This is a genomic window from Lentzea alba, from assembly GCF_047445655.1.
Taxonomy (GTDB): domain Bacteria; phylum Actinomycetota; class Actinomycetes; order Mycobacteriales; family Pseudonocardiaceae; genus Lentzea; species Lentzea alba_A.
In genome coordinates, this window is the sequence record NZ_JAJAEG010000002.1 from 163850 (window position 1) to 182024 (window position 18175).

At 68.3% G+C, this 18175-nt stretch carries 24 protein-coding genes; 6 read left to right on the forward strand and 18 right to left on the reverse strand.

The features are described from left to right. Positions 1-2: 2 nt before the first annotated feature. The 6 genes from LFM09_RS03765 to LFM09_RS03790 form a co-directional block, all read right to left on the reverse strand. On the reverse strand, positions 3-380 hold the full coding sequence (locus LFM09_RS03765) for an STAS domain-containing protein (RefSeq protein WP_414094822.1): 378 nt from the start codon (positions 378-380) through the stop codon (positions 3-5). A 78-nt stretch (positions 381-458) separates the two neighbouring features. Next, on the reverse strand, positions 459-854 hold the full coding sequence (locus LFM09_RS03770; RefSeq protein ID WP_414094823.1) for a response regulator transcription factor: 396 nt from the start codon (positions 852-854) through the stop codon (positions 459-461). Next, complete coding sequence (locus LFM09_RS03775) at positions 851-1867, reverse strand: PAS domain S-box protein (protein ID WP_414094824.1); 1017 nt, start codon at positions 1865-1867, stop codon at positions 851-853. The genes LFM09_RS03770 and LFM09_RS03775 overlap by 4 nt, the downstream gene beginning before the upstream one ends. 16 nt (positions 1868-1883) lie before the next feature. Further along, complete coding sequence (locus tag LFM09_RS03780) at positions 1884-2252, reverse strand: ATP-binding protein (RefSeq protein WP_414094825.1); 369 nt, start codon at positions 2250-2252, stop codon at positions 1884-1886. A 70-nt stretch (positions 2253-2322) separates the two neighbouring features. Beyond that, positions 2323-2943: a response regulator transcription factor gene (locus LFM09_RS03785; protein WP_414094826.1), complete on the reverse strand. Its 621-nt coding sequence runs from the start codon at positions 2941-2943 to the stop codon at positions 2323-2325. Between the two features lie 5 nt (positions 2944-2948). Then, positions 2949-3944, reverse strand: coding sequence for an FAD-binding oxidoreductase (locus LFM09_RS03790; protein ID WP_414094827.1), 996 nt, complete (start codon positions 3942-3944; stop codon positions 2949-2951). 70 nt (positions 3945-4014) lie between these two features. On the opposite strand from LFM09_RS03790, the gene LFM09_RS03795 reads away from it, so the two are divergent. Together LFM09_RS03795 and tuf are read left to right on the forward strand one after the other, a co-directional pair. Continuing rightward, positions 4015-4884, forward strand: a complete 870-nt coding sequence (locus tag LFM09_RS03795; RefSeq protein WP_414094828.1) for a LysR family transcriptional regulator — start codon at positions 4015-4017, stop codon at positions 4882-4884. A gap of 206 nt (positions 4885-5090) precedes the next feature. Beyond that, complete coding sequence (tuf, locus tag LFM09_RS03800; RefSeq protein WP_414094829.1) at positions 5091-6275, forward strand: elongation factor Tu; 1185 nt, start codon at positions 5091-5093, stop codon at positions 6273-6275. A 78-nt stretch (positions 6276-6353) separates the two neighbouring features. On the opposite strand, the gene LFM09_RS03805 is transcribed toward tuf, so the two are convergent. After that, on the reverse strand, positions 6354-6674 hold the full coding sequence (locus tag LFM09_RS03805) for a hypothetical protein (RefSeq protein WP_414094830.1): 321 nt from the start codon (positions 6672-6674) through the stop codon (positions 6354-6356). Positions 6675-6810: 136 nt separating this feature from the next. On the opposite strand from LFM09_RS03805, the gene LFM09_RS03810 reads away from it, so the two are divergent. Further along, positions 6811-7224, forward strand: a complete 414-nt coding sequence (locus LFM09_RS03810) for a hypothetical protein (protein ID WP_414094831.1) — start codon at positions 6811-6813, stop codon at positions 7222-7224. Here LFM09_RS03810 and LFM09_RS03815 read toward each other — a convergent pair. The 7 genes from LFM09_RS03815 to LFM09_RS03845 are packed head-to-tail and all read right to left on the reverse strand — an operon-like array spanning position 7216 to position 12670. Continuing rightward, entirely contained in the window at positions 7216-7881 is a 666-nt protein-coding gene (locus tag LFM09_RS03815) for a DUF6766 family protein (RefSeq protein ID WP_414094832.1), read from the reverse strand. The two genes, LFM09_RS03810 and LFM09_RS03815, sit on opposite strands and share 9 nt — an antisense overlap. A gap of 30 nt (positions 7882-7911) precedes the next feature. Further along, positions 7912-8862 (reverse strand): TIGR03557 family F420-dependent LLM class oxidoreductase, encoded by a 951-nt coding sequence (locus LFM09_RS03820; RefSeq protein WP_414094833.1) that lies wholly within the window; start codon positions 8860-8862, stop codon positions 7912-7914. After that, complete coding sequence (locus LFM09_RS03825; protein WP_414094834.1) at positions 8859-10616, reverse strand: thiamine pyrophosphate-requiring protein; 1758 nt, start codon at positions 10614-10616, stop codon at positions 8859-8861. Before LFM09_RS03825 ends, LFM09_RS03820 begins: the two co-directional genes overlap by 4 nt. Next, positions 10613-11335 carry a metallophosphoesterase family protein gene (locus tag LFM09_RS03830; RefSeq protein WP_414094835.1) on the reverse strand — a complete coding sequence of 241 codons (723 nt, stop codon included), beginning with the start codon at positions 11333-11335 and terminating at the stop codon, positions 10613-10615. The genes LFM09_RS03825 and LFM09_RS03830 overlap by 4 nt, the downstream gene beginning before the upstream one ends. Beyond that, complete coding sequence (locus tag LFM09_RS03835; protein ID WP_414094836.1) at positions 11332-11580, reverse strand: BON domain-containing protein; 249 nt, start codon at positions 11578-11580, stop codon at positions 11332-11334. Before LFM09_RS03835 ends, LFM09_RS03830 begins: the two co-directional genes overlap by 4 nt. Further along, positions 11543-12133 (reverse strand): nucleotidyltransferase family protein, encoded by a 591-nt coding sequence (locus tag LFM09_RS03840; RefSeq protein WP_414094837.1) that lies wholly within the window; start codon positions 12131-12133, stop codon positions 11543-11545. The genes LFM09_RS03835 and LFM09_RS03840 overlap by 38 nt, the downstream gene beginning before the upstream one ends. A gap of 36 nt (positions 12134-12169) precedes the next feature. Then, positions 12170-12670: a GNAT family N-acetyltransferase gene (locus LFM09_RS03845; RefSeq protein ID WP_414094838.1), complete on the reverse strand. Its 501-nt coding sequence runs from the start codon at positions 12668-12670 to the stop codon at positions 12170-12172. Positions 12671-12755: 85 nt separating this feature from the next. Between LFM09_RS03845 and LFM09_RS03850 the strand changes: the two genes are divergently transcribed. After that, complete coding sequence (locus LFM09_RS03850) at positions 12756-12980, forward strand: zinc-ribbon domain-containing protein (RefSeq protein WP_319966184.1); 225 nt, start codon at positions 12756-12758, stop codon at positions 12978-12980. Between the two features lie 58 nt (positions 12981-13038). On the opposite strand, the gene LFM09_RS03855 is transcribed toward LFM09_RS03850, so the two are convergent. Further along, positions 13039-13623, reverse strand: a complete 585-nt coding sequence (locus LFM09_RS03855; protein WP_414094839.1) for a DUF998 domain-containing protein — start codon at positions 13621-13623, stop codon at positions 13039-13041. A 137-nt stretch (positions 13624-13760) separates the two neighbouring features. Here LFM09_RS03855 and LFM09_RS03860 point away from each other — a divergent pair, with 137 nt between their 5' ends. Both LFM09_RS03860 and LFM09_RS03865 read left to right on the forward strand, forming a co-directional pair. Further along, positions 13761-14444 carry an SRPBCC domain-containing protein gene (locus LFM09_RS03860; RefSeq protein WP_414095152.1) on the forward strand — a complete coding sequence of 228 codons (684 nt, stop codon included), beginning with the start codon at positions 13761-13763 and terminating at the stop codon, positions 14442-14444. Next, the gene (locus tag LFM09_RS03865) at positions 14441-15268 is read left to right on the forward strand and encodes an alpha/beta fold hydrolase (RefSeq protein ID WP_414094840.1); all 828 of its coding nucleotides are present in this window, start codon (positions 14441-14443) and stop codon (positions 15266-15268) included. The genes LFM09_RS03860 and LFM09_RS03865 overlap by 4 nt, the downstream gene beginning before the upstream one ends. Here the strand turns inward: LFM09_RS03865 and LFM09_RS03870 are convergent. The 3 genes from LFM09_RS03870 to LFM09_RS03880 are packed head-to-tail and all read right to left on the reverse strand — an operon-like array spanning position 15178 to position 18111. Beyond that, on the reverse strand, positions 15178-16383 hold the full coding sequence (locus tag LFM09_RS03870; RefSeq protein WP_414094841.1) for an MFS transporter: 1206 nt from the start codon (positions 16381-16383) through the stop codon (positions 15178-15180). The genes LFM09_RS03865 and LFM09_RS03870 overlap by 91 nt on opposite strands. A 28-nt stretch (positions 16384-16411) precedes the next feature. Next, positions 16412-16990, reverse strand: a complete 579-nt coding sequence (locus LFM09_RS03875; RefSeq protein ID WP_414094842.1) for a Pr6Pr family membrane protein — start codon at positions 16988-16990, stop codon at positions 16412-16414. A gap of 8 nt (positions 16991-16998) precedes the next feature. Continuing rightward, positions 16999-18111 (reverse strand): NAD(P)/FAD-dependent oxidoreductase, encoded by a 1113-nt coding sequence (locus LFM09_RS03880; RefSeq protein ID WP_414094843.1) that lies wholly within the window; start codon positions 18109-18111, stop codon positions 16999-17001. Positions 18112-18175: the final 64 nt, after the last annotated feature.

Here is an 18175-nt window from a genome sequence, read left to right on the forward strand (position 1 = left end):
TCTCAGGAGGTCTGCTGCAGGGCGGACAGGGCGTGGTCGACCGAGTCGTGCAGCGACAGCACGTCGGCGACGCCCGTGACCTGCAACGGTCTCTTCACGGCGCGCTGGGGTGCCACGACGTGGAGAACGATGCCGTGCCCCTCGGCGAGCTCGTGGGCCGTGATCAGCGTGGAGATGCCGGTCGAGCCGAAGAAGCTGACCGCCGTGAGATCGGCGACCACCGCGGCACCACCGGACTCGAAGCCGAGACGCAACGCGTCCAGCACGACATCGGCCGTGTCGACGTCGATCTCACCTTCCACCGCGACGACCACCACGCCGGCGACATCTGCGGCACGCACCGTGAGCAGTGGTGATTCCTTGAACTGATCTTCGTTCACACCAGCACTCCCCGGTGGCCGAAGCACACGTTGCCCGGACTCCGAGCACACTGCTGAACCCGGCCTACCCCATCGACGTTACGGCGGTTCCTTCCACACCACAACCTGTTGGACGCCCAGCCGCCTGACCGCGGCGACCAGTTCGGTGTTGCGCACGCCTTTGGCCAGGTAGTCCGTCACGCCGGCGCGACGCATCTCATCCACCGCGCCCGGATCGGTGTACGCGGAGAACGCGAGAATTCGCGTGCCGGGCGCACGCTGCAAGATCTCGGTCGCAGCGTGTGACCCGCCACCGTGCGGCATCCGGACGTCGAGCACGACCACTGCGGGCGCGTGGCGTTCGGCCAGCTCGACCGCCTCGCGGGCGTCGGAGGCGACCGCGACGACCTCCAGGTCCGGTTCGTCGTCGAGGACGTCCCGGAGGATGTCCCTGATGAGCGGATCGTCGTCGGCGATCAGGATCCTGACGGTCACGGCCGAACGTCCGGAAGCCAGAACTCCACCACCGTGCCCCCGTTGCCGCCCCTGCTCACGGTGCACCACCCGCCCGCGCCCTCCGCGCGTTCCCGCATCTCGATGAGGCCGAAGTGACCGGCGTTGGGGTCGAGGTCGGGCAGGCCGACACCGTCGTCGGTCACCCGCACCAGGAATCCCCTGTCCACTGTGGACAGATCAAGTGCGACCGACGAAGCGTGCGCGTGCTTGCGGACGTTGGTCAGCGCCTCCTGGCAGACACGGAAGATCGTGATGGCCGCGTCGTCGCCGGGCTCGCGTTCGAACGAGCCGCTGACCTCGCCGTGCATGCCGGTGTCGGTGAGGTAGATGATCAGCGACTCGCGCAGGCCCTGCCGGTCGATCCCGGGCGGGCGGACGCGGAACACCAGGTTGCGCAGCCTCCTGATCGAGTCGCGCACCGCGTCGTCGAGCTGCTCGACGACCTCGCGGTGCTCCTCCGGCAGCTTGCGGGCGAGCAGCTGCAGTCGCATGTCGACGGCGACCATGGCCTGGATCGTGTCGTCGTGGACGTCCCACGCGATGCGCTGGCGTTCCCGCTCCTGCGCCTCGACGAGGTGGGCGAGCAGCCGGCGCCGGTCGGTGAGCTGCTGCTCGGCGCGCCGCCGCTCGGTCATGTCCCTGGTGACCTTGCCGAACCCGCGCAGCTCGCCGGTGTCGTCGTAGAGGGCGGTGATGATCACGTTCGCCCAGAACCGGGTGCCGTCCTTGCGCACCCGCCAGCCCTCGTCCTCCAGCGCGCCTTCGGCCCTCGCGACCCGCAGCTCCCAGCCGGGCTTGTCGGCCTGGACGTCCTCCGGCGGGTAGAACGTGGAGAAGTGCCGCCCGATGATCTCGTCGGCGGTGTAACCCTTGATCCGCTCGGCACCGGCGTTCCAGCTCACGATGTGACCGCCGGGGTCGAGCATGAAGATCCCGTAGTCCCGGACGCCCTGCACGAGCAGCCGGAACAACTCGGACTCTTCGCGCTGCACAGCCTCATCATGGGGGCTACGCCGTCAACTCACACCAGACGACCTTCTGATCACCGCGTTCTGTCACGCCCCAGCTCGCGCCTAGCTGGGCGACGAGCTGCAACCCCCAGCCGCTGCCGCGCGGCTCGACCCAGGTGGCGTTGTCGTCGGAGACCTCGACCAGCACCCGGCCCTGGCCTCCGGTGATGCGCACGAGCGGGCGGCCGCTGCCGTGGGAGACGGCGTTGGTGGCGAGCTCGTTGACGACCAGCACGACGTCGTCGTGGTTGCCGAGGTAGTCGCAGTTCTGCGCGGTGCGCCGGGCGAAGAAGCGGGCGAGTGCCACGCCGCCGCGATCGTGCTCCGGGAGGGAGAACACCGCTTCGGTGAGCGAACTCGTGGCCACAGAAGAACAGTGACCCAACGGCGTTGAGGCGTGCAGACGCAGGTAACCCAAGCCGTCTAGTGCAGCTGCATCAGTCGAGCAGGCCCTCGCGGCGAGCGATGGACACCGCCTCCAGCTTCGACCGCGCGCCGAGCTTGTCCAGAACGCGCTGCACGTGGTTGCGCGCGGTGTTGCGGGCGACGCCCAGGCTGGTGGAGATCTGGTCGGTGCCCGCACCGTCCGCGAGCAGCAGCAACGTCTCCTGCTCCCGCGCGGTGAGGGTGGCGCCGGCGACCTTGACCCTGCCGGTCAGCCGGTCCAGCACGCCGGCGAGCAGCTTGGCTTCGAAGACCACCTCGCCTGCCGCGACCCTGCGAACCGCTTCGACGAGCTCGTCCAGCCGTGCCGTCTTGAGGATCAGCCCGGCCGCACCGGCCTCGGCAACGCGCGCGGCGACCGATGCCATCGCCTCACCCGTGAGCACCAGCACCTTGGCGCCGTCGCCGACGAACTCCGGGATCAGCGCAGTGCCGTCACCGTCGGGCAGCCTGCGGTCGAGGAGTACCACGTCGGGCTTGCCGCGGCGGGTGTCCGCGCGGGCCGCGGCCACGGTGACCGAGCGGGCGATCACCTCGATCCCGGCACGTTCCAGAGCCAGCCCGATCGCCTCGGCCACCATGTCGTGGTCCTCCACGAGAACCACTCGGGTCATATGACTCAGCCTACGGCGTACCTGAAGTTCCGCGACTTGCCGAGCACGAACGGCCGCACCTCGTCGAAGACCTCTTCGTAGTGCTCCTCGACGTTCAGCTGCGGCGAGATCAGCTTGAGGAGGTGGGTGGCTTCGGTGTTGAGGACCCCGCCCAGCGGCATGATGCTGAGGAAGATCGGCACGCCGGCGTTCTCGGCCTTGGTCCGGGCGCGGTGCAGGGCGTCCAGTGGGAGGTCGCTCAGCAGCACGTTGTCGCCGCTGTAGGTGTGCGGTGGCAGCGGGGCGCCGGCGGCTTCCGCGAACGGTTTGCGGGCGAACTCGTCTTTGAGACGTGGCGCTACGCGGAGATGGTCGATGTCGAACCGTTTCGTGCTCGTGCAAGTCAGCCTGACGACGTCGCCGAGAGTTGTGATCGTTGTGGTGACGTGGTCGGGCAGGTCCCACTTGTGGAACGCGTCGAACACCGCCTCGGCGTGCTGGGCGTCGAAGTGCATCTCGCCCGCGTGGACCTCGTCGACGCGCAGGAGCTCGAACTCCATCGCGGTGATGACGTTCCCGATCTTGTCGGTGGCGCGGACGCGGTCCTGGGCGAAGCCGAACTCGCGGGCGAGGACGCTGTAGCCGCCGCCGAGGGTGTAGCCGATGACGCCGACGTCGCTCGCGTCGCCGCTGAGCGGGGCGAGGCCGTGTCGTGCGGCCTTCTCGATGACCTGCTGCCACACCGCGCCTGCTTCTGTTCTCGCGGTCCTCGTCGCCGGGTCGATCTCGACCTTGTTCATGCGCTTGGTGGAGATGAGGACGCCGGTGGTCGCCGTCGTCAGGCCGTGGCCGGTGGTTTGGACGGCGTGGTCGAGGTCGCGGGTTTCCGCGTAAGTGACGGCCTCTTGCACGTCCTGGGCGTTCTCCACGGCGAAGATCACGCTCGGTTCGTGCTTCCTGCCGGTCTGGAAGCCGCTGCGTTCGTCGTCGTAACCGGGGTCTCCGGGGTGGAAGATCTGCATGTCTTCAGCGTGGTTGAGCTGGTTCTATATGTCCAAGATCTGGTTGTGCTTGATTCTATAATCGTTGGTTATGGAGCTTCGCCAGCTTGAGTACTTCGTCGCGGTCGTCGAGGAGGCTTCGTTCACGCGGGCCGCCGAGCGGGTGCACGTCGCGCAGCCCGGGATCAGCGCGCAGATCCGGCGGCTGGAGCGCGAGCTCGGGCACGACCTCCTGGACCGGTCGGGGCGCACCGTGACGTTGACCGACGTGGGTGCGGCGGTGCTGCCGTTGGCGCGGGCAGCACTGGCCTCGGTGGAGTCGGCGCGGCGGACCGTCGAAGAGCTGGCCGGGCTGGTGCGCGGGGTCGTGCGCGTCGGAATGGTCGTGTCGTGCGGGATCGTGGACCTGCCGGAGCTGCTGTCGTCCTTCCACTCCTCGCATCCCGATGTGGAAATCACGTTGGTGGAAGCCAACTCCGATGCGTTGATCTCGTCCCTTTTGGACGGTCAGCTGGACTTCGCGTTGGTGGGGTACGCCGGGTCCGAGCCGGACGGGGTGTCGGTGCGGGTGCTGGCCGACGAGCCTCTGGTCGCCGCGGTTGCTCCGGAAGACCCTTGGTACGGCAGGGAATCCGTGTCATTGGACGAGCTGCTGTCGCGCGGGTTGATCTGCCTGCCGCCGGGGACCGGGTTGCGCGGGGCGCTGGACGCGGCCTGTGGCGGGCGGCAGCCGCGGATCGCGTTCGAGGCGTCCGCGCCGTCGATGGTGATCACCTTGGCGCAATGCGGGCTCGGGCCCGCGATCCTGGCGTTGTCGATGGCCGAGGGGTTGCACGCGGTGCGGATCGACCCATCTCCGTCCAGCCGGTTGGCCTTCGCGTGGCGTGCTTCGGGTCCGCACAGCCCGGCCGCACGGGCGTTGATCCGGCTGGCGGAAAACCACGTGACAGCGAATCTCTGACTCTGTCACGATCATCGGCATGTTCCTGACGGCTGAGTGCAACACGTTCGCAGGTGTTCCTGCGGGCGCGCTCGCCGTTGCCTCGGCACAGCTGGCCGGCGCTCGAATCTGACCCTTCTCCAGTCCATCCTCCAGGACCGCTGGAGGAGGGTTGTAGCAGTCGATCGGTTCTGACCCTCCAGCTGTTCTTTCGAGGAATTAGGGCAATGAAGCAGGAGTTCGTGCGCGCCAAGCCGCACCTCAACATCGGCACCATGGGTCACGTCGACCACGGCAAGACCACCCTGACCGCGGCCATCACCAAGGTTCTGTCCGAAATGGACCCCTCGGGCACCACCTTCACGGCGTTCGACCGCATCGACCGCGCGCCGGAGGAGCTGGCCCGCGGCATCACCATCAACATCGCGCACGTCGAGTACGAGACGCCCACGCGTCACTACGCGCACGTCGACATGCCCGGCCACGCCGACTACGTGAAGAACATGATCACGGGTGCGGCACAGCTGGACGGTGCGATCCTGGTGGTGTCCGCGGAGGACGGCACGATGCCGCAGACGCGCGAGCACGTGGTGCTGGCGCACCGGGTGGGCGTGCCTTTTGTCGTGGTGGCGCTGAACAAGGCCGACGCGGTGAGCGACCCGGAGCTGCTCGACCTGGTGGAGCTGGAGATCCGCGACCTGCTCTCCCAGTACGGCTTCGACGGCGACGCCACGCCGGTGGTCCGGGTCTCCGGCCTGCGCGCTTTGCAGGGCGACCCGGAGTGGGTGCAGTCGGTGGTGTCGTTGCTCGACGCGGTGGACCAGCACGTGCCGGTGCCCGAACGTGATCTGTCCGGCCCGTTCTTGATGCCGATCGAGAACGTCCTGACGATCACCGGTCGCGGCACCGTCGTGACGGGTGCGGTGGAGCGCGGTGTGCTCGGCGTTGGCGCGTCGGTCGAGGTGATCGGTCTGGGTGCCGCGGTGACCTCGGTCGCCACGGGCATCGAGACGTTCGGCAAGCCCATGCAACAGGCCCAGGCGGGAGACAACGCCGCGGTCCTGCTGCGCGGGGTTCGCCGCGGCGAGGTCAGGCGCGGCCAGGTGCTGGCCCTGCCCGGCAGCGTGGCGCCGCACACCCGGTTCCGCGCGTCCGTGTACCTGCTGTCGCACGCCGAGGGCGGCAGGCACACCGGTATCGCGTCGAACTACCGCCCGCAGTTCCACTTCCGCACCGGCGACGTCGTCGGCGTGGTGGAGCTTCCGGACGGGGTCCGGGCTATGCCGGGCGACACGATCGAGGTGACGGTGGAGCTGGGCAAGGCGGTGGCGATGGACACCGGGCTCGGCTTCGCGATTCGCGAGGGCGGCAAGACCGTGGGCGCCGGCACGGTCGGCGAGATCCTCGCCTAGGGCGGTGGCGACGGCCCGAGAAGGTGGTCGCGCTGCCTTGATGGAAGCGCGGCGGGACGCTTGTCCCGCCGCGCTTTCTCATTCGACGAGGCCGCGGAGGTAGGCGTGCCCCGGACTGGGGATCGAGCGCGCCAGGAACAGCTCGTCGAGCGGCCTGACGAGCGCACGCAACTCGCGGGCCGCCTTGGCGGGCAAGGACATCAGGGCCAGGTGGAGTGCGGCGCGGCAGTCGGCCGGGTCGTGGCGGTGGCAGCAGAGGTCCGGATGCGGATGTTCCCCGTAGTCGTCGATGGCCCGAGCCGGCCCGTGCACGAACCGCGTCCAGCCGTTCAGGGCCTCGGCGATCGCGCCAGGTGTGTGTTCGAGCGTGGCGATGGCACGCAACGTGGGTGCGGACACCCTGGAGACTTGCCGGATCGGTCGTCCGTGCGGCTGACGGGCACGGACCGGAGCGGGGCGCCTACGCGGCATGGCCCTTTCGGTTGGTCATGCCGGTCATTCTGCCGGATGCGGCAGGCCGGAGCAGACTTCTTTGATGAACCCGGCCCTGGAGCTGTTCCGCCGCGCCGTGGCGGACGATGACGCCGACGCGTTGCGCGAGGGTGTCGAGCTGATGTTCGGAGACCTGGACGCGCAGTCCGAGTACGAGCTGCGGTCACCCGACTACGTGATGGAGATGCCGCAGTCGGGGGAACGCATCCGCGGCAGGGAGAACATGCGCGCGATGCAGGAGGCGTTCCCGAAGCCGCCGACGATCAGCCTGAGACGGGTGGTGGGCAGCGGCCGGTTCTGGGTCGTCGAGGGCGTCAACGACTACGGCGACGAGGTGTGGCACGTCATCGTCGTGTGGGAGCTGGACGAGGACGGGCGGATTCGGAGCGACACCCGGTACTACAGCCAGAAGTTCGACGCGCCGGAGTGGCGGCGGCAGTGGGTGGAATCAACCTGACCTGTCGCTCACCGAGTGCGCTGCACCCACCGGCTTCGACTCGGGTGATCCGCGCTGCCGCAGGTACACGCTGAGAATCGCCATCGACGCGATCGCCAGGAACTCGGACTGCCAGTTCTGCAGCGACCGGTTCCAGAAGTCGGCGCTCAGGAAGTACTGGAACAGCCCCGTCTGCTCGGCCAGCGGGTCGGAGTTGTTGGCGTACCAGCCCGCGATCCACTGCATCGTCCACGAGAACAGGAACAACGCCAGCATCACAAGACCGAGCGAGGTCGAGTAGAACGTGGTCCGCCAGCCGCCCACGCGCGCCCACTTCGGTGAGTCCTCGTTCGTGTACCGGCCGACCTGCTGGTTCTTGTCCGTGTCGAGGCCCGCCTTGTCCGCCGGTTTCGACTCCGGCGAACCGCGCTGGATCAGCCAGACGGTGGCCGTGACGTACAGGAAGAACTGCAGGTACTCGGACTGCCAGTTCTCCACGACGTCGACCAGGAAGTCTGCGGAGAACAGATACGCCCCGAGGGACAGCACCGGCTGCCCGAGCGCAGCCTGACGCTCGTTGTAGTCGGCGTGGCCCGCGAAGAACTGGCCGACCAGCGCGGCGAGGAAGAGCCCGCCGAAAACGAGCGACAGGCTGCGCTCGCGCAGGAACCTCCTCATAGGACCCGTATACCCTCCGCGAACTCACGGTCAAACGTCGAGCAGCGGCACTACTTCCTTCGCCCAGAACTCGAAGAACTCCTGCTGGTTCGACCCGATCTGCTGCACGTAGACCTCGTCGAACCCGGCCTCGGCGAACTCCCGGATCTTCTCCGCGTACCGCTCCGGATCCGGACCGCACGGGATCGCCTTGCGGATCATCTCCGGCGTGACGAGCTCGGAGGCCTGCTCGAAGTGGCGAGGCGTCGGCAGCACCTGGGCGAGCTCGCCGGGCAGGCCGTCGTTGGGCCACAGCCGGTGCGCCGTGGCGACACCGTCCTCTTCGGACTGCGCGTAGCAGACCTTGAGCCCGCTCTGGGCCGGCCCGCGCCCGCCCGCGGAGCGGTACTTCCTCACCAGGTCACCGGCTGGGCCGACGCAGACGTAGCCATCTCCGCACCGGGCCGCCAGCTGGACTGCCTTGGGGCCGAACGCGGAGACGTAGATCGGCACCGGACGTTCGGGCACGGTGTACACGCGGGCGTTCTCGACCGTGTAGTGCTTGCCGTGGTGGGTGACCTCGTCGCCCTGGTGCAGCGTGCGGATGAGGCCGATCGCCTCCTCCAGCATCTCCAGGCGCACGTCGGCGGACGGCCAGCGCGAGCCCAGCACGTGTTCGTTCAGCGCCTCGCCGCTGCCCACGCCGAGCACGAAGCGGCCCTCGCACTGGACCGCCGCCGTGGCCGCGGCCTGCGCGATGACCGCCGGGTGGATGCGGACGATCGGGCAGGTGACGGCCGTCGTGATCGGCAGGGTCACGGTCTCGGACAGCGCGCCGATCGTGCCCCACACGAACGGCGACTGACCCTGTTCATCGTTCCACGGGTGGTAGTGGTCGGAGATCCACAGCGCTTCGAAGCCGTGTTCCTGCGCCAGGCGCGCGTGCTGGACGAGGTCTCGCGGGCCGTGCTCTTCTGAGGAAAGGAAGTAACCGAGCTTCACGGCAGCAACTCCTGGATCTTGGTCTTGAGACCGCGGCGCATCAGGTCCCACGCGTCGGGGTCGCCGCGCAGCACCGCCTCGGTCATGTCCTTGATCTGGTCGAACGTCGCGTGCGGCGGGATCGGCGGCACGTTCGGGTCGCAGCGCACGTCGAGCACGACGGTGCCCTCCGACGCCAGCGCGCTGTCCCAGGCGGCGCCCAGCTGGTCCGGCGAGTCGACCTCGATGCCCTGCAGGCCGATCGAGCGCGCGAACGCCGCGTACGAGATGTCCGGAAGCGTTTGCGACTCCTCGAACTTCGGCGCGCCGCCCATCGCGCGCAGCTCCCACGTGACCTGGTTGAGGTCGTTGTTGTGGAACACGCACACGACGCACCGGATGCCGTAACGCTTCAACGTCAACAACTCCGCCATGCCGTTCATCTGCATCGCGCCGTCGCCGACCAGCGCGATCAACGGCCGCCCGGGCTGAGCGAAAGCAGCGCCCAACGCGTACGGGACGGCGCAACCCATCGTGGCCAGGGTTCCGGACAACGAGGACCGCACCCCGCCCTGAATCCGCAGCAGCCGCGCGTACCAGTTCGTCGCGGAACCCGAGTCCGCGGTGACGATCGCGTTGGAGGGCAAACGTTTCGACAGCTCCGAGACGATCAGCATCGGGTTGACCGGGTCGGCCGGCACGGCTGCCTGCCGCTCCACGACCTCCCACCAGCGCTCGACGTTCGACTCGATCGTCTCCCGCCACGAGCGGTCGTTCTTGCGCTCCAGCAACGGCAACAGCGCTCGCAACGTCTCCCGCGCGTCGCCGACGAGGTTGACCTCGGTCGGATACCGCATGCCGATCGCGCGGCCGTCGACGTCGATCTGCACGCCCCGAGCGGCACCGAACTTCGGCAGGTACTGCGAGTACGGGAAGTTCGAGCCGACGATCAGCAGCCGGTCGCAGTCGCGCATCATCTCGTACGAGGGCCGGGTGCCCAGCAGCCCGATCGACCCGGTCACGAACGGCAGGTCGTCGGGAAGGACGTCCTTGCCCAGCAACGCCTTCGCGACACCCGCACCGAGCGTTTCGGCGACCTCGCGCAGTTCGGGGGCCGCCTCGCGAGCACCCTGGCCGATCAGGATCGCGACCTTCGAGCCGCTGTTCAGCACCTCGGCGGCGCGCCGCACCTCGTCGATGGCCGGCACGGCACGAGACGACGGACGCGACGGCGGGCTCGACGGGATGTACTTGAACTCGTGCTTGGGCGCCTCGTAGTCCTGCTCCTGCACGTCGTTCGGAATGATCACCACGGCCGGCGCGCGATCCGCCGCCGCCGTGCGCATCGCCCGGTCCAGCGCGTTCGGCAGCTGCTCCGGCACGTTCACGTCGACCAGGAAGCTGGCCACGTCCCGGAACAACGAGTGCAGGTCGACTTCCTGCTGGTAGCTGCCGCCCTGCGCGGTGCGGGCGGTCTGGCCCACGATCGCGACGACCGGCACGTGGTCGAGCTTCGCGTCGTACAGGCCGTTCAAGAGGTGGATCGCACCGGGGCCGGACGTCGCCAGGCAGACGCCGACGTCACCGCTGAACTTCGCGTAGCCGACCGCGGCGAACGCGGCCATCTCCTCGTGCCGCGTCTGGATGAACGCGGGATCGTTGTCCGCCTTGCCGAACGCGGCCACGATCCCGTTGATGCCGTCACCCGGATATGCGAAGACCTGCTTGACACCCCAGTCGCGCAACCGTCCGACGATGAAGTCTCCAACGGTCATGCGTGTGCACCTTCCATCACGTAAACGGTGTAGGCGGACCGGATGATCGGCTGTGCGACGTTGCGCACCCGCACTCCGCCCGGTGTCATGCCCTGCTCGATGCCGAAGTGCGCGTGCCCGTGAATGGCCAGATGCGTGCCGGTGGCGTCGATCGCCTCACCGAGCAGGTACGAGCCGAGGAACGGGTAGATCTCCGGCGGCTCACCGCGCAACGTGTCCGGCACCGGCGCGTAGTGCGTCAGCGCGACCTTGATGTCGGTGTCCAGTTCGGACAGTGCCTGCTCCAGGGTCTCCGCGATGTCACAGGTGTGCTGGATGAACGCCTTCATCTCGCGCTCACCGAACGCGCTCCCGCACTTGCCCGCGAACCCGCCGCCGAACCCCTTCACGCCTGCGACGCCGAGCGTGCAGCCGTTGATCCGCGCTTCGAAGGTCGTGCCTTCGAGCACGTGAATACCCTTGTCCTGCAACGTCTTGGTGACTTCGAGCGGCTTGTCGTCCTGGTGGTCGTGGTTGCCGAGCACGGCGACGACGGGCACCGGGAGGTCCGCGAACTCGTCGGCGACGACCTGGGCCTCGCTGACCGTGCCGTGCCGGGTCAGGTCACCGGCGAGCAGCAGCACGTCCGCGTGCTCACCGACCTTCTCCAGGGCCGGCCGGAGCCTGCCGCGCATGTCCTCACCGAGATGCACGTCGCCGACTGCGGCGATCCGGATCATCGCAGGTCCTCCTCACCCTCCGGTTCGCCCGCCGGGGTCACGCGCACGTCGTTGAAGATCGTCAGCTCGGGCGCGGCCTCGTGCAGCACCTCTTCGAGCGCCTTGCGCCGGTCCGCGCACGCCACATCGCCGGAGAGCATCACGTGATCACCGCGCACGGTGACTCGCACACCGAGCTCGGCCGTTCTGGGGTCCTCCGCCATTGCCCTACGCAGGTTTGCCGCGAGGTACTGCTCGGATTCCATTGCCTCTCCCGATGATCTCCAGGCGTTCGATGAGGACCAGGAACGCTTCGGCGTACGGGGAGTGCTTGGTCTCCTCGCGCACGTGTTCCCAGTCGATCTGTTCACGCAGCGCACGGGCGAACGGCAGCAACTCGCTGAAGTCGCAGCGATGCCCGTCCAGCACCAGCAGCTTGCTGCTCAGCACGAACGTCGCCGGCATCACCGGCAGCATCACCGATCCGACCGGCATCTCCTCGGCCATCGCCAGGATCTCGTCGGTGACCGGCCGCTCGTTGGGCCGGAACAGCAGGTCCACCAACGAATCGCCGTCGTAGACCTTCAACAGCCAGTCCTCCGGCGGCTCGGCTGCCCGCAGCCCGCGCTGCACCAGCACCCGCACCGCCTCGGTCGCGTCCTGCTCGCGCACAAGAAGATCGACGTCGTGCTCACTGGCAGGGCCACCGCGCGCGTAACCGGCACACCCGCCCGTCAACGCGAACGGGATCTGCGCGCTGCGCAGAGCGTTGGCGACCTTGGTCAACGTCCTCAGCAGCTCGTCCTGCACGTCGCTCATGCACTCCCGGTTACCCGGCTGTGCGCGGCGTGAACCTCAGTCGGTGGCGAGCCGGGAGTGCGTCTCGGTGTCGTAGCGGACGCCGTCGTAGAGCAGCCGGGCCCGTTCCACGCCTTCCGTTTGGAAACCGGCGCCCAGAGCAACCCGGCAGGAGGCGGGGTTGTCGAGCCGATGCGCGAGCTCCAGCCGGAACAGCCCGAGCTCCGCGAAGGCGAACTCGCTGACCGCGCGGCAGGCCCTGGTCGCGAGCCCCTTGCCGCGCGCCTCTTCCCGCATCCAGTAGGACACCCAGCCCGTGAGGTGCCGGCGTTCGACGCTGGACACCGCGACGTTGCCCACCGGCACACCCTCGTGCAGCACCGCGAACGAGTACGCGCTGTCCTCGGTCCGGCGATCCGCGAGCAGTTCGATCCACTCCTGCGCGGCGGCGAGCGAGTCGATCGGGGAGGTGAACTGGCGGTCCATCATCGGCTCGGCGGCCGCGGCCAGGACGATCGGCGCGTCGGCGGGGAGCCAGGGCCGCAGGAGGTCGCTCACCTGTCCACCTTCTGAAGTTGGGGAGCCGGTCGCAACTCAGACGGGACATCACGCGTCATAGGGACAACCAACCCAGGGAGAGCAGATGGTCATCTTCGGCTGGCGCACGACGATCGAGCAGCTGCGGATGCTGACGCTGGTGTGCGGGCACTGCCACCACCAGTCCGCGCACAACCTGTTCCGGCGCTACACCAAGCCGACGATCTTCTTCATCCCGCTGTTCACGATCAGCAGCCGGTACGGGCTGCAGTGCACGTTCTGCGGCGTGTCCTACGACATCAGCAAGATGCACGCGCATCAGCTGGTCTGACAGGCAGGGCAACCGGGCGCGTACTCGTCGGTGGTGACGCGCCCGCACTCCGGGCAGATCAGTTCAAGTAGGCAGGCCGGCTCAGCCTCAGGGACACGAGCGAGGTCCAGATCCAGCCGATCGTCGCCACCGCGTAGAGCAGCACCGTGCCGCCGGGGTTGCCCAGGAACGCCATCGGCACCATCAGGAGCACGCCCGTCAGGCCGCTCATCACCGCCAGCCATCCCCCGAGCCTACGCGCGAACACGAAGCACGCACCGATCCAGCCGATCATGGCGAGACCGAACGCCACCGCGTGCAACATGCCGTGCCACGACAGCGCAGACGGCGGCCCATCAGGCGTGCCGAGAGGAAAGCCCAGCGCGGGATCGGCGGTGAAGACCCCGCCGAGGATCATTCCGACGCCCATCAGGCCGATCAGACGCGCACCCCAGCGGGAGAACCGCGCCATGCCCGTGGCGGCGACGACGAACAACGCGCCGCTCACGATGAAGTTCGCGATCTGGATCCAGCCCAGCGAGCCCAGGCTGAGCATGCTGAACGGGTGTTCGGCCAGGTCGAAGCCCTCGCGGGTGAACGCCTGGGCGTACCCGACGACGAGGTAGAGCGGGCCGGCGACGACGCCACAAGCGATGCGGGACATGAGTACCTCCAGGGAGTTCGGCTGTGGCGAGAACGGAACCACCGACAACTTTTTTTGTCAAGACTAGTGTCGCTGTCTTGACGAAGGGAGTTGTCGGCGCCAGGATGGGACCATCCACGAACCTGGAGGGAGATCTGATGGGCCACGCGTTCGAAGGCACCGAGGAGATCGAGGTGCCGGCGTCCGTCGAGGACGTCTGGCAGGCCATCGCGACCGGGCCTGGGATCGACTCGTGGTTCATGGGTCGCAACGAGGTGGCGAACGGGCAGGTCAAGCTCGCGTTCGGCGAGTACCAGCCGACGCACGAGATCACCGCGTGGGACCCGCCGCACCACTTCAAGCAGGAGAGCGACAAGGAAGCCGACGGCAGGTTCATCGCCTACGAGTTCATGGTCGAGGGTCGTGACCACGGCAGCACCGTGCTGCGGATGGTGACGAGCGGCTTCCTGCCCGGTGAGGACTGGGCCGACGAGTTCGAGGCCATGACACTGGGCGGCGCGCTGTTCTGGCGCACGCTGGTCGAGTACCTGAACTTCTTCCCCGGCCGCACGGCCCGCCCGCTCACGGTCTTCGGGCCGGTGGTCAGCGACTGGGACGAGGCCTGGAAGAAGATCGACGAGGCGATCGCCGAGAAGCTCCCCGGCGCCGTCGTGTTCCACCGCAACGACCACACCCTCGGTCTGCGCACCGAGCGGGGCATGTACCGGTTCCTGCGCGGGTTCTTCGGCCCGATGATCGCCGCGCACCACGTCTTCGACGGCGACGAGTCCGAACAGGACTGGCAGCGCTGGCTCGACATCACCCTGGGAGAGAAGAAATGACGCGCTTCACGACCTCCGCCGACGGCACCGAGATCGCGTACTCGATCACCGGTTCCGGACCCGCGCTGATCATCGTCGACGGCGCCATGTGTCACCGGATGTTCGGCCCGACCACGGAGCTGGCGTCCGTGCTGGACAAGAACTTCACCGTCTACACCTACGACCGGCGCGGTCGCGGCGAGACCGGTGACGGCGCCACGCCGTGGTCCCTGGAGCGCGAGATCGAGGACATCGACGCGATCATCAAGGAGGCCGGCGGGTCGGCGTTCGTGTTCGGGGTGTCGTCGGGCGCGGTGCTGGCCGTGGAAGCCGCGTCACGGCTGCCGGGCATCTCGCGACTCGCGATCTACGAGACGCCGTTCGTGGTCGACGACACCTACACCCCGCGCCCCGCGGACATCGTGCAGCAGATGAACGACCTGCTCGCGCGCGGCGACCGTTCCGGCATGCTCGCGAAGTTCATGAAGATGGTCGGCGCGCCCGGCTTCGGCGTCGCGATCATGAAGCTGACCCCGATGTGGAAGAAGCTCAAGCTGGTCGCGCACACGCTGCCGTGGGACCTGACGATCCTCGGCGACGACGGCCGCGGCTCGAAGCTTCCGACGGACCGCTGGCACGTGAAGGTGCCGACGCTCGCGATGGACGGCGGCAAGTCGCCCGAGTACCTCCGCAACACGATGAAGAACGTCGCGGAGGTGCTGGGCGCGGACACCGAGTACCGGACGCTGCCCGGTCAGACGCACATGTACAAGTCGTCGGTCATGGCGCCGGAGCTGGTGGAGTTCTTCTCACGGGCCCAGCGCACCGCCGGCCCCATCGCGTAACCGGCCACGACGAACAGCCCGCCGACCACGAGCCAGCCGATCGTGCCCCAGCCGAGCACGACGGTGGTGAGCAGCGCGGGGCCGACCATGCGCGCGACGGCCGTTCCGGTCGCGAAGAAGCCCTGGTACTGGCCCTGCCGGTCGGCGGGCGCGAGGCTGAAGCTGATCTCCCACGCGCCGGAGGCCAGCATCATCTCGCCGAGCACCTGCAACGCGGCGGCCGCGATCAGCAACGCCGCCGCGGGCCAGGCTCCGAAGCTGAAGGCCGTCACCGCGAACACCGCGCAGGACGCGAGCATGATCAGTCCGGCGTGCCTCACCAGCTTCGAGGCGGCGGCCAGACCGTTGGCACGTCGGGCGATCCGCACCTGGAACAGCACGACGGCCGCGGTGTTGAGCACCAGCAGCGCGGCCGCGAGCCACGTCGGCGCCTCGGTCCGCTGCACGATCCACAGCGGGATGATCAGGCTCAGCAGCGGCATGTAGAGCAGCATCACGGCGTTGATCAACGTGATCAGCGCGTACGGGCGGTCCTTCAGCACGTCGAACTTGCCCTTGGCGCGCGTCATCACGGTTTCCGGGAGCGTGGCGAGAATCCCTGCGGCGGCGAGGAAGCTGACGGCGTCGAGCACGAACACCGCCGTGTAGGCGACCTCGGTGCCGAGGTGTAGCGCGAACCCGCCAGCCGCCGCGCCGATCGCGATGCCCGCGTTGGCCGTGGACTGGATCCTGGCGCGGGCTCGCGTGCGTTCCTCGGGCGTGGTGAGGCCCGCCAGCAGGGCCTGCCGCGACGCCTGGAGGCCGCTCTGGAAGCTCGCGTACAGGCACATGACCAGAACGAACGCCGTGAAGTTCCGGGTGAAGAGCAGGATTCCGATGCTCGCTGCGGTGGCCAGCGCCAGCACGACCGCCGTGGTGCGCGGTCCTAAGCGGTCCGCGACGTGTCCTAACGCGACACCCGCGACGGCTCCGACGCCCCACGCGAGGGTGAGCGCGAGGCCGACCCGTGCCGCGCTCAGGCCGACGATCTGGGTGAAGTAGAGAGCCGAGACGACGAGGAAACCGCCGTCCCCGATCGAGTTCGTCAGCTGTGCGTACGCGAGTCGCCTGGTCATGCCTTAGAACCTAAGGCGGCGATTGGCCCTAGTCGTGGGACAAAACAGGGCTGTTTCTCTGGGCCAATTTGGTGCCGGTCCAGGAGACGAAGAAAGCCAGCGCGCCGAGGATCACGGCAACGGAAACGCAGGTCAGGGCCACATCGGCGTACCCGTGCGGGCGTGGGTCGAGGAACGGGTACGGGTACCAGTCGACGATCGGCCCGCGGAGCAGCGTGCAGGCGAGGTAGACGGCCGGGAACGACAGCCACAGCCAGGCGCGCGTGGTCCGTTGCGGGGCCAGCAACCACTCCACGACGACCAGGATCGGGACGATGACGTGCAGCACCCAGTTCGCATAAGCGGGTGTCTGCACGTCCACGCCCCTCAGCAAGATCGCGTACACGATGCCCGTCGTCGTCATGTAGAGCACGGCCGCGCCCCTGATCTGCGCGGACACCGGCCGGAACACGCCCAGCAACGCCACGCACGCCGCGAAGATGTTCGACAGCACGGTGAAGTAGCCGAGGTGGTTCGCCAGGCGGAACCGGTCCCCCAGCACGACCACCAGGTAGACCTCTGCCGACAGGACCAGCAGGAACACGGCCATCCGGAGCAGCTTGATCACGCACAGAATTAGAGCGCGGTTTCGAGCACTGCGCTGGCTGTGCTGACGCGCCGGCGGCGCGACGGCATCAGGACGGTCGGGTGCGAGATGCTCCAGGCCGCGGCCGTGCAGATGAACTCCTTGATGCGGACGGCAGCCTTGCCGGTGACAGCCGACGGCTTGGGCTTGTCGTCGGGAGTCACCCACTGCATGACGGCGTCGTTGCGACCGAGGCTGATGCACTGGCCGTTGTAGCCGATCTTGTTCTTCGGAAGCTCACGGCCCGTGAGGCGCGCGGCGATCGCGTCGGCCGCAAGGTGCGCCGTCGGCACGCCCGAGGCACACGACATCCGCAACGGCGTACCACTCCCGCCGTGCGCGAACGCGGCGTCACCGATGGCGTAAACGTCCGGGTGCGAAACCGAACGCATCATGTCGTCCACGACGATCTGCCCTGCCGCGGTGACCTCCAGGGTCGTGGCCGCGGCGATGGGGTGGACGGCGAACCCGGCGGTCCACACGGTCACCTCGGCGTCGATCGTGCGACCGTCGACACCTTCGTGCACGGTGATGCCGAGCCGGTCGAACACCTTGCGCAGGTGCTGCTGGGCCTTGTCGCTCAACCAGCCCCCGAGCTCACCGCGCACCGCGAACGACACGTGGAGATCCGGCCGCGCTTCGGCGATCTCGGTGACCGCCTCGATGCCGGTGAGACCGCCACCGACGACGAGCACGGTGCCGCCCGCGCCGAGGTCTTCCAGCCGGGCGTGAAGTCGTTGCGCGGCCTGCTTTCCGGCGATGTTGTAGGCGTGCTCGGGAACGTCGGAGGCGGTGCTGCCGAGCGCGTAGACGAGGGTGTCGTAGGCGATCTCGCCGCCGTCGGTGTCGACGACCTTGCGTTCGACGTCGACCGCGGTGACCCGCGCGATCCGCACCTGAACTCCGGTGCCCGCGAAGACGTCGTCCAGCCTGCGGACCTTCAGGTCCTGACCGGTCGCCACCTGGTGCAGACGCACCCGCTCGACGAACTCGGGGTCGGCGTTGACGAGGGTGATCTCGGCGCCGTGCAGCCGCTTGGCGAGGCGTCCGGCCGCGTTGGCTCCGGCGTATCCGGCTCCGAGAACGACGATGCGGTGCGTCATGGTTTCGCTCCTGTCTGGTCGGTTGTCGCTTCCTGAACCGGACAGCGACGCGAAACCTGACAGG

Coding starts and splice junctions, on each gene's coding strand:
- LFM09_RS03865 (WP_414094840.1), top strand. CDS start 14,441: ATGACGCGCTTCACGACCTCCGCCGACGGCACCGAGATCGCGTACTCG.
- LFM09_RS03860 (WP_414095152.1), top strand. CDS start 13,761: ATGGGCCACGCGTTCGAAGGCACCGAGGAGATCGAGGTGCCGGCGTCC.
- LFM09_RS03790 (WP_414094827.1), bottom strand. CDS start 3,944: ATGCAGATCTTCCACCCCGGAGACCCCGGTTACGACGACGAACGCAGC.
- LFM09_RS03830 (WP_414094835.1), bottom strand. CDS start 11,335: ATGATCCGGATCGCCGCAGTCGGCGACGTGCATCTCGGTGAGGACATG.
- LFM09_RS03810 (WP_414094831.1), top strand. CDS start 6,811: ATGAACCCGGCCCTGGAGCTGTTCCGCCGCGCCGTGGCGGACGATGAC.
- LFM09_RS03815 (WP_414094832.1), bottom strand. CDS start 7,881: ATGAGGAGGTTCCTGCGCGAGCGCAGCCTGTCGCTCGTTTTCGGCGGG.
- tuf (WP_414094829.1), top strand. CDS start 5,091: ATGAAGCAGGAGTTCGTGCGCGCCAAGCCGCACCTCAACATCGGCACC.
- LFM09_RS03855 (WP_414094839.1), bottom strand. CDS start 13,623: ATGTCCCGCATCGCTTGTGGCGTCGTCGCCGGCCCGCTCTACCTCGTC.
- LFM09_RS03880 (WP_414094843.1), bottom strand. CDS start 18,111: ATGACGCACCGCATCGTCGTTCTCGGAGCCGGATACGCCGGAGCCAAC.
- LFM09_RS03840 (WP_414094837.1), bottom strand. CDS start 12,133: ATGAGCGACGTGCAGGACGAGCTGCTGAGGACGTTGACCAAGGTCGCC.
- LFM09_RS03785 (WP_414094826.1), bottom strand. CDS start 2,943: ATGACCCGAGTGGTTCTCGTGGAGGACCACGACATGGTGGCCGAGGCG.
- LFM09_RS03795 (WP_414094828.1), top strand. CDS start 4,015: ATGGAGCTTCGCCAGCTTGAGTACTTCGTCGCGGTCGTCGAGGAGGCT.
- LFM09_RS03870 (WP_414094841.1), bottom strand. CDS start 16,383: ATGACCAGGCGACTCGCGTACGCACAGCTGACGAACTCGATCGGGGAC.
- LFM09_RS03835 (WP_414094836.1), bottom strand. CDS start 11,580: ATGGAATCCGAGCAGTACCTCGCGGCAAACCTGCGTAGGGCAATGGCG.
- LFM09_RS03850 (WP_319966184.1), top strand. CDS start 12,756: ATGGTCATCTTCGGCTGGCGCACGACGATCGAGCAGCTGCGGATGCTG.
- LFM09_RS03825 (WP_414094834.1), bottom strand. CDS start 10,616: ATGACCGTTGGAGACTTCATCGTCGGACGGTTGCGCGACTGGGGTGTC.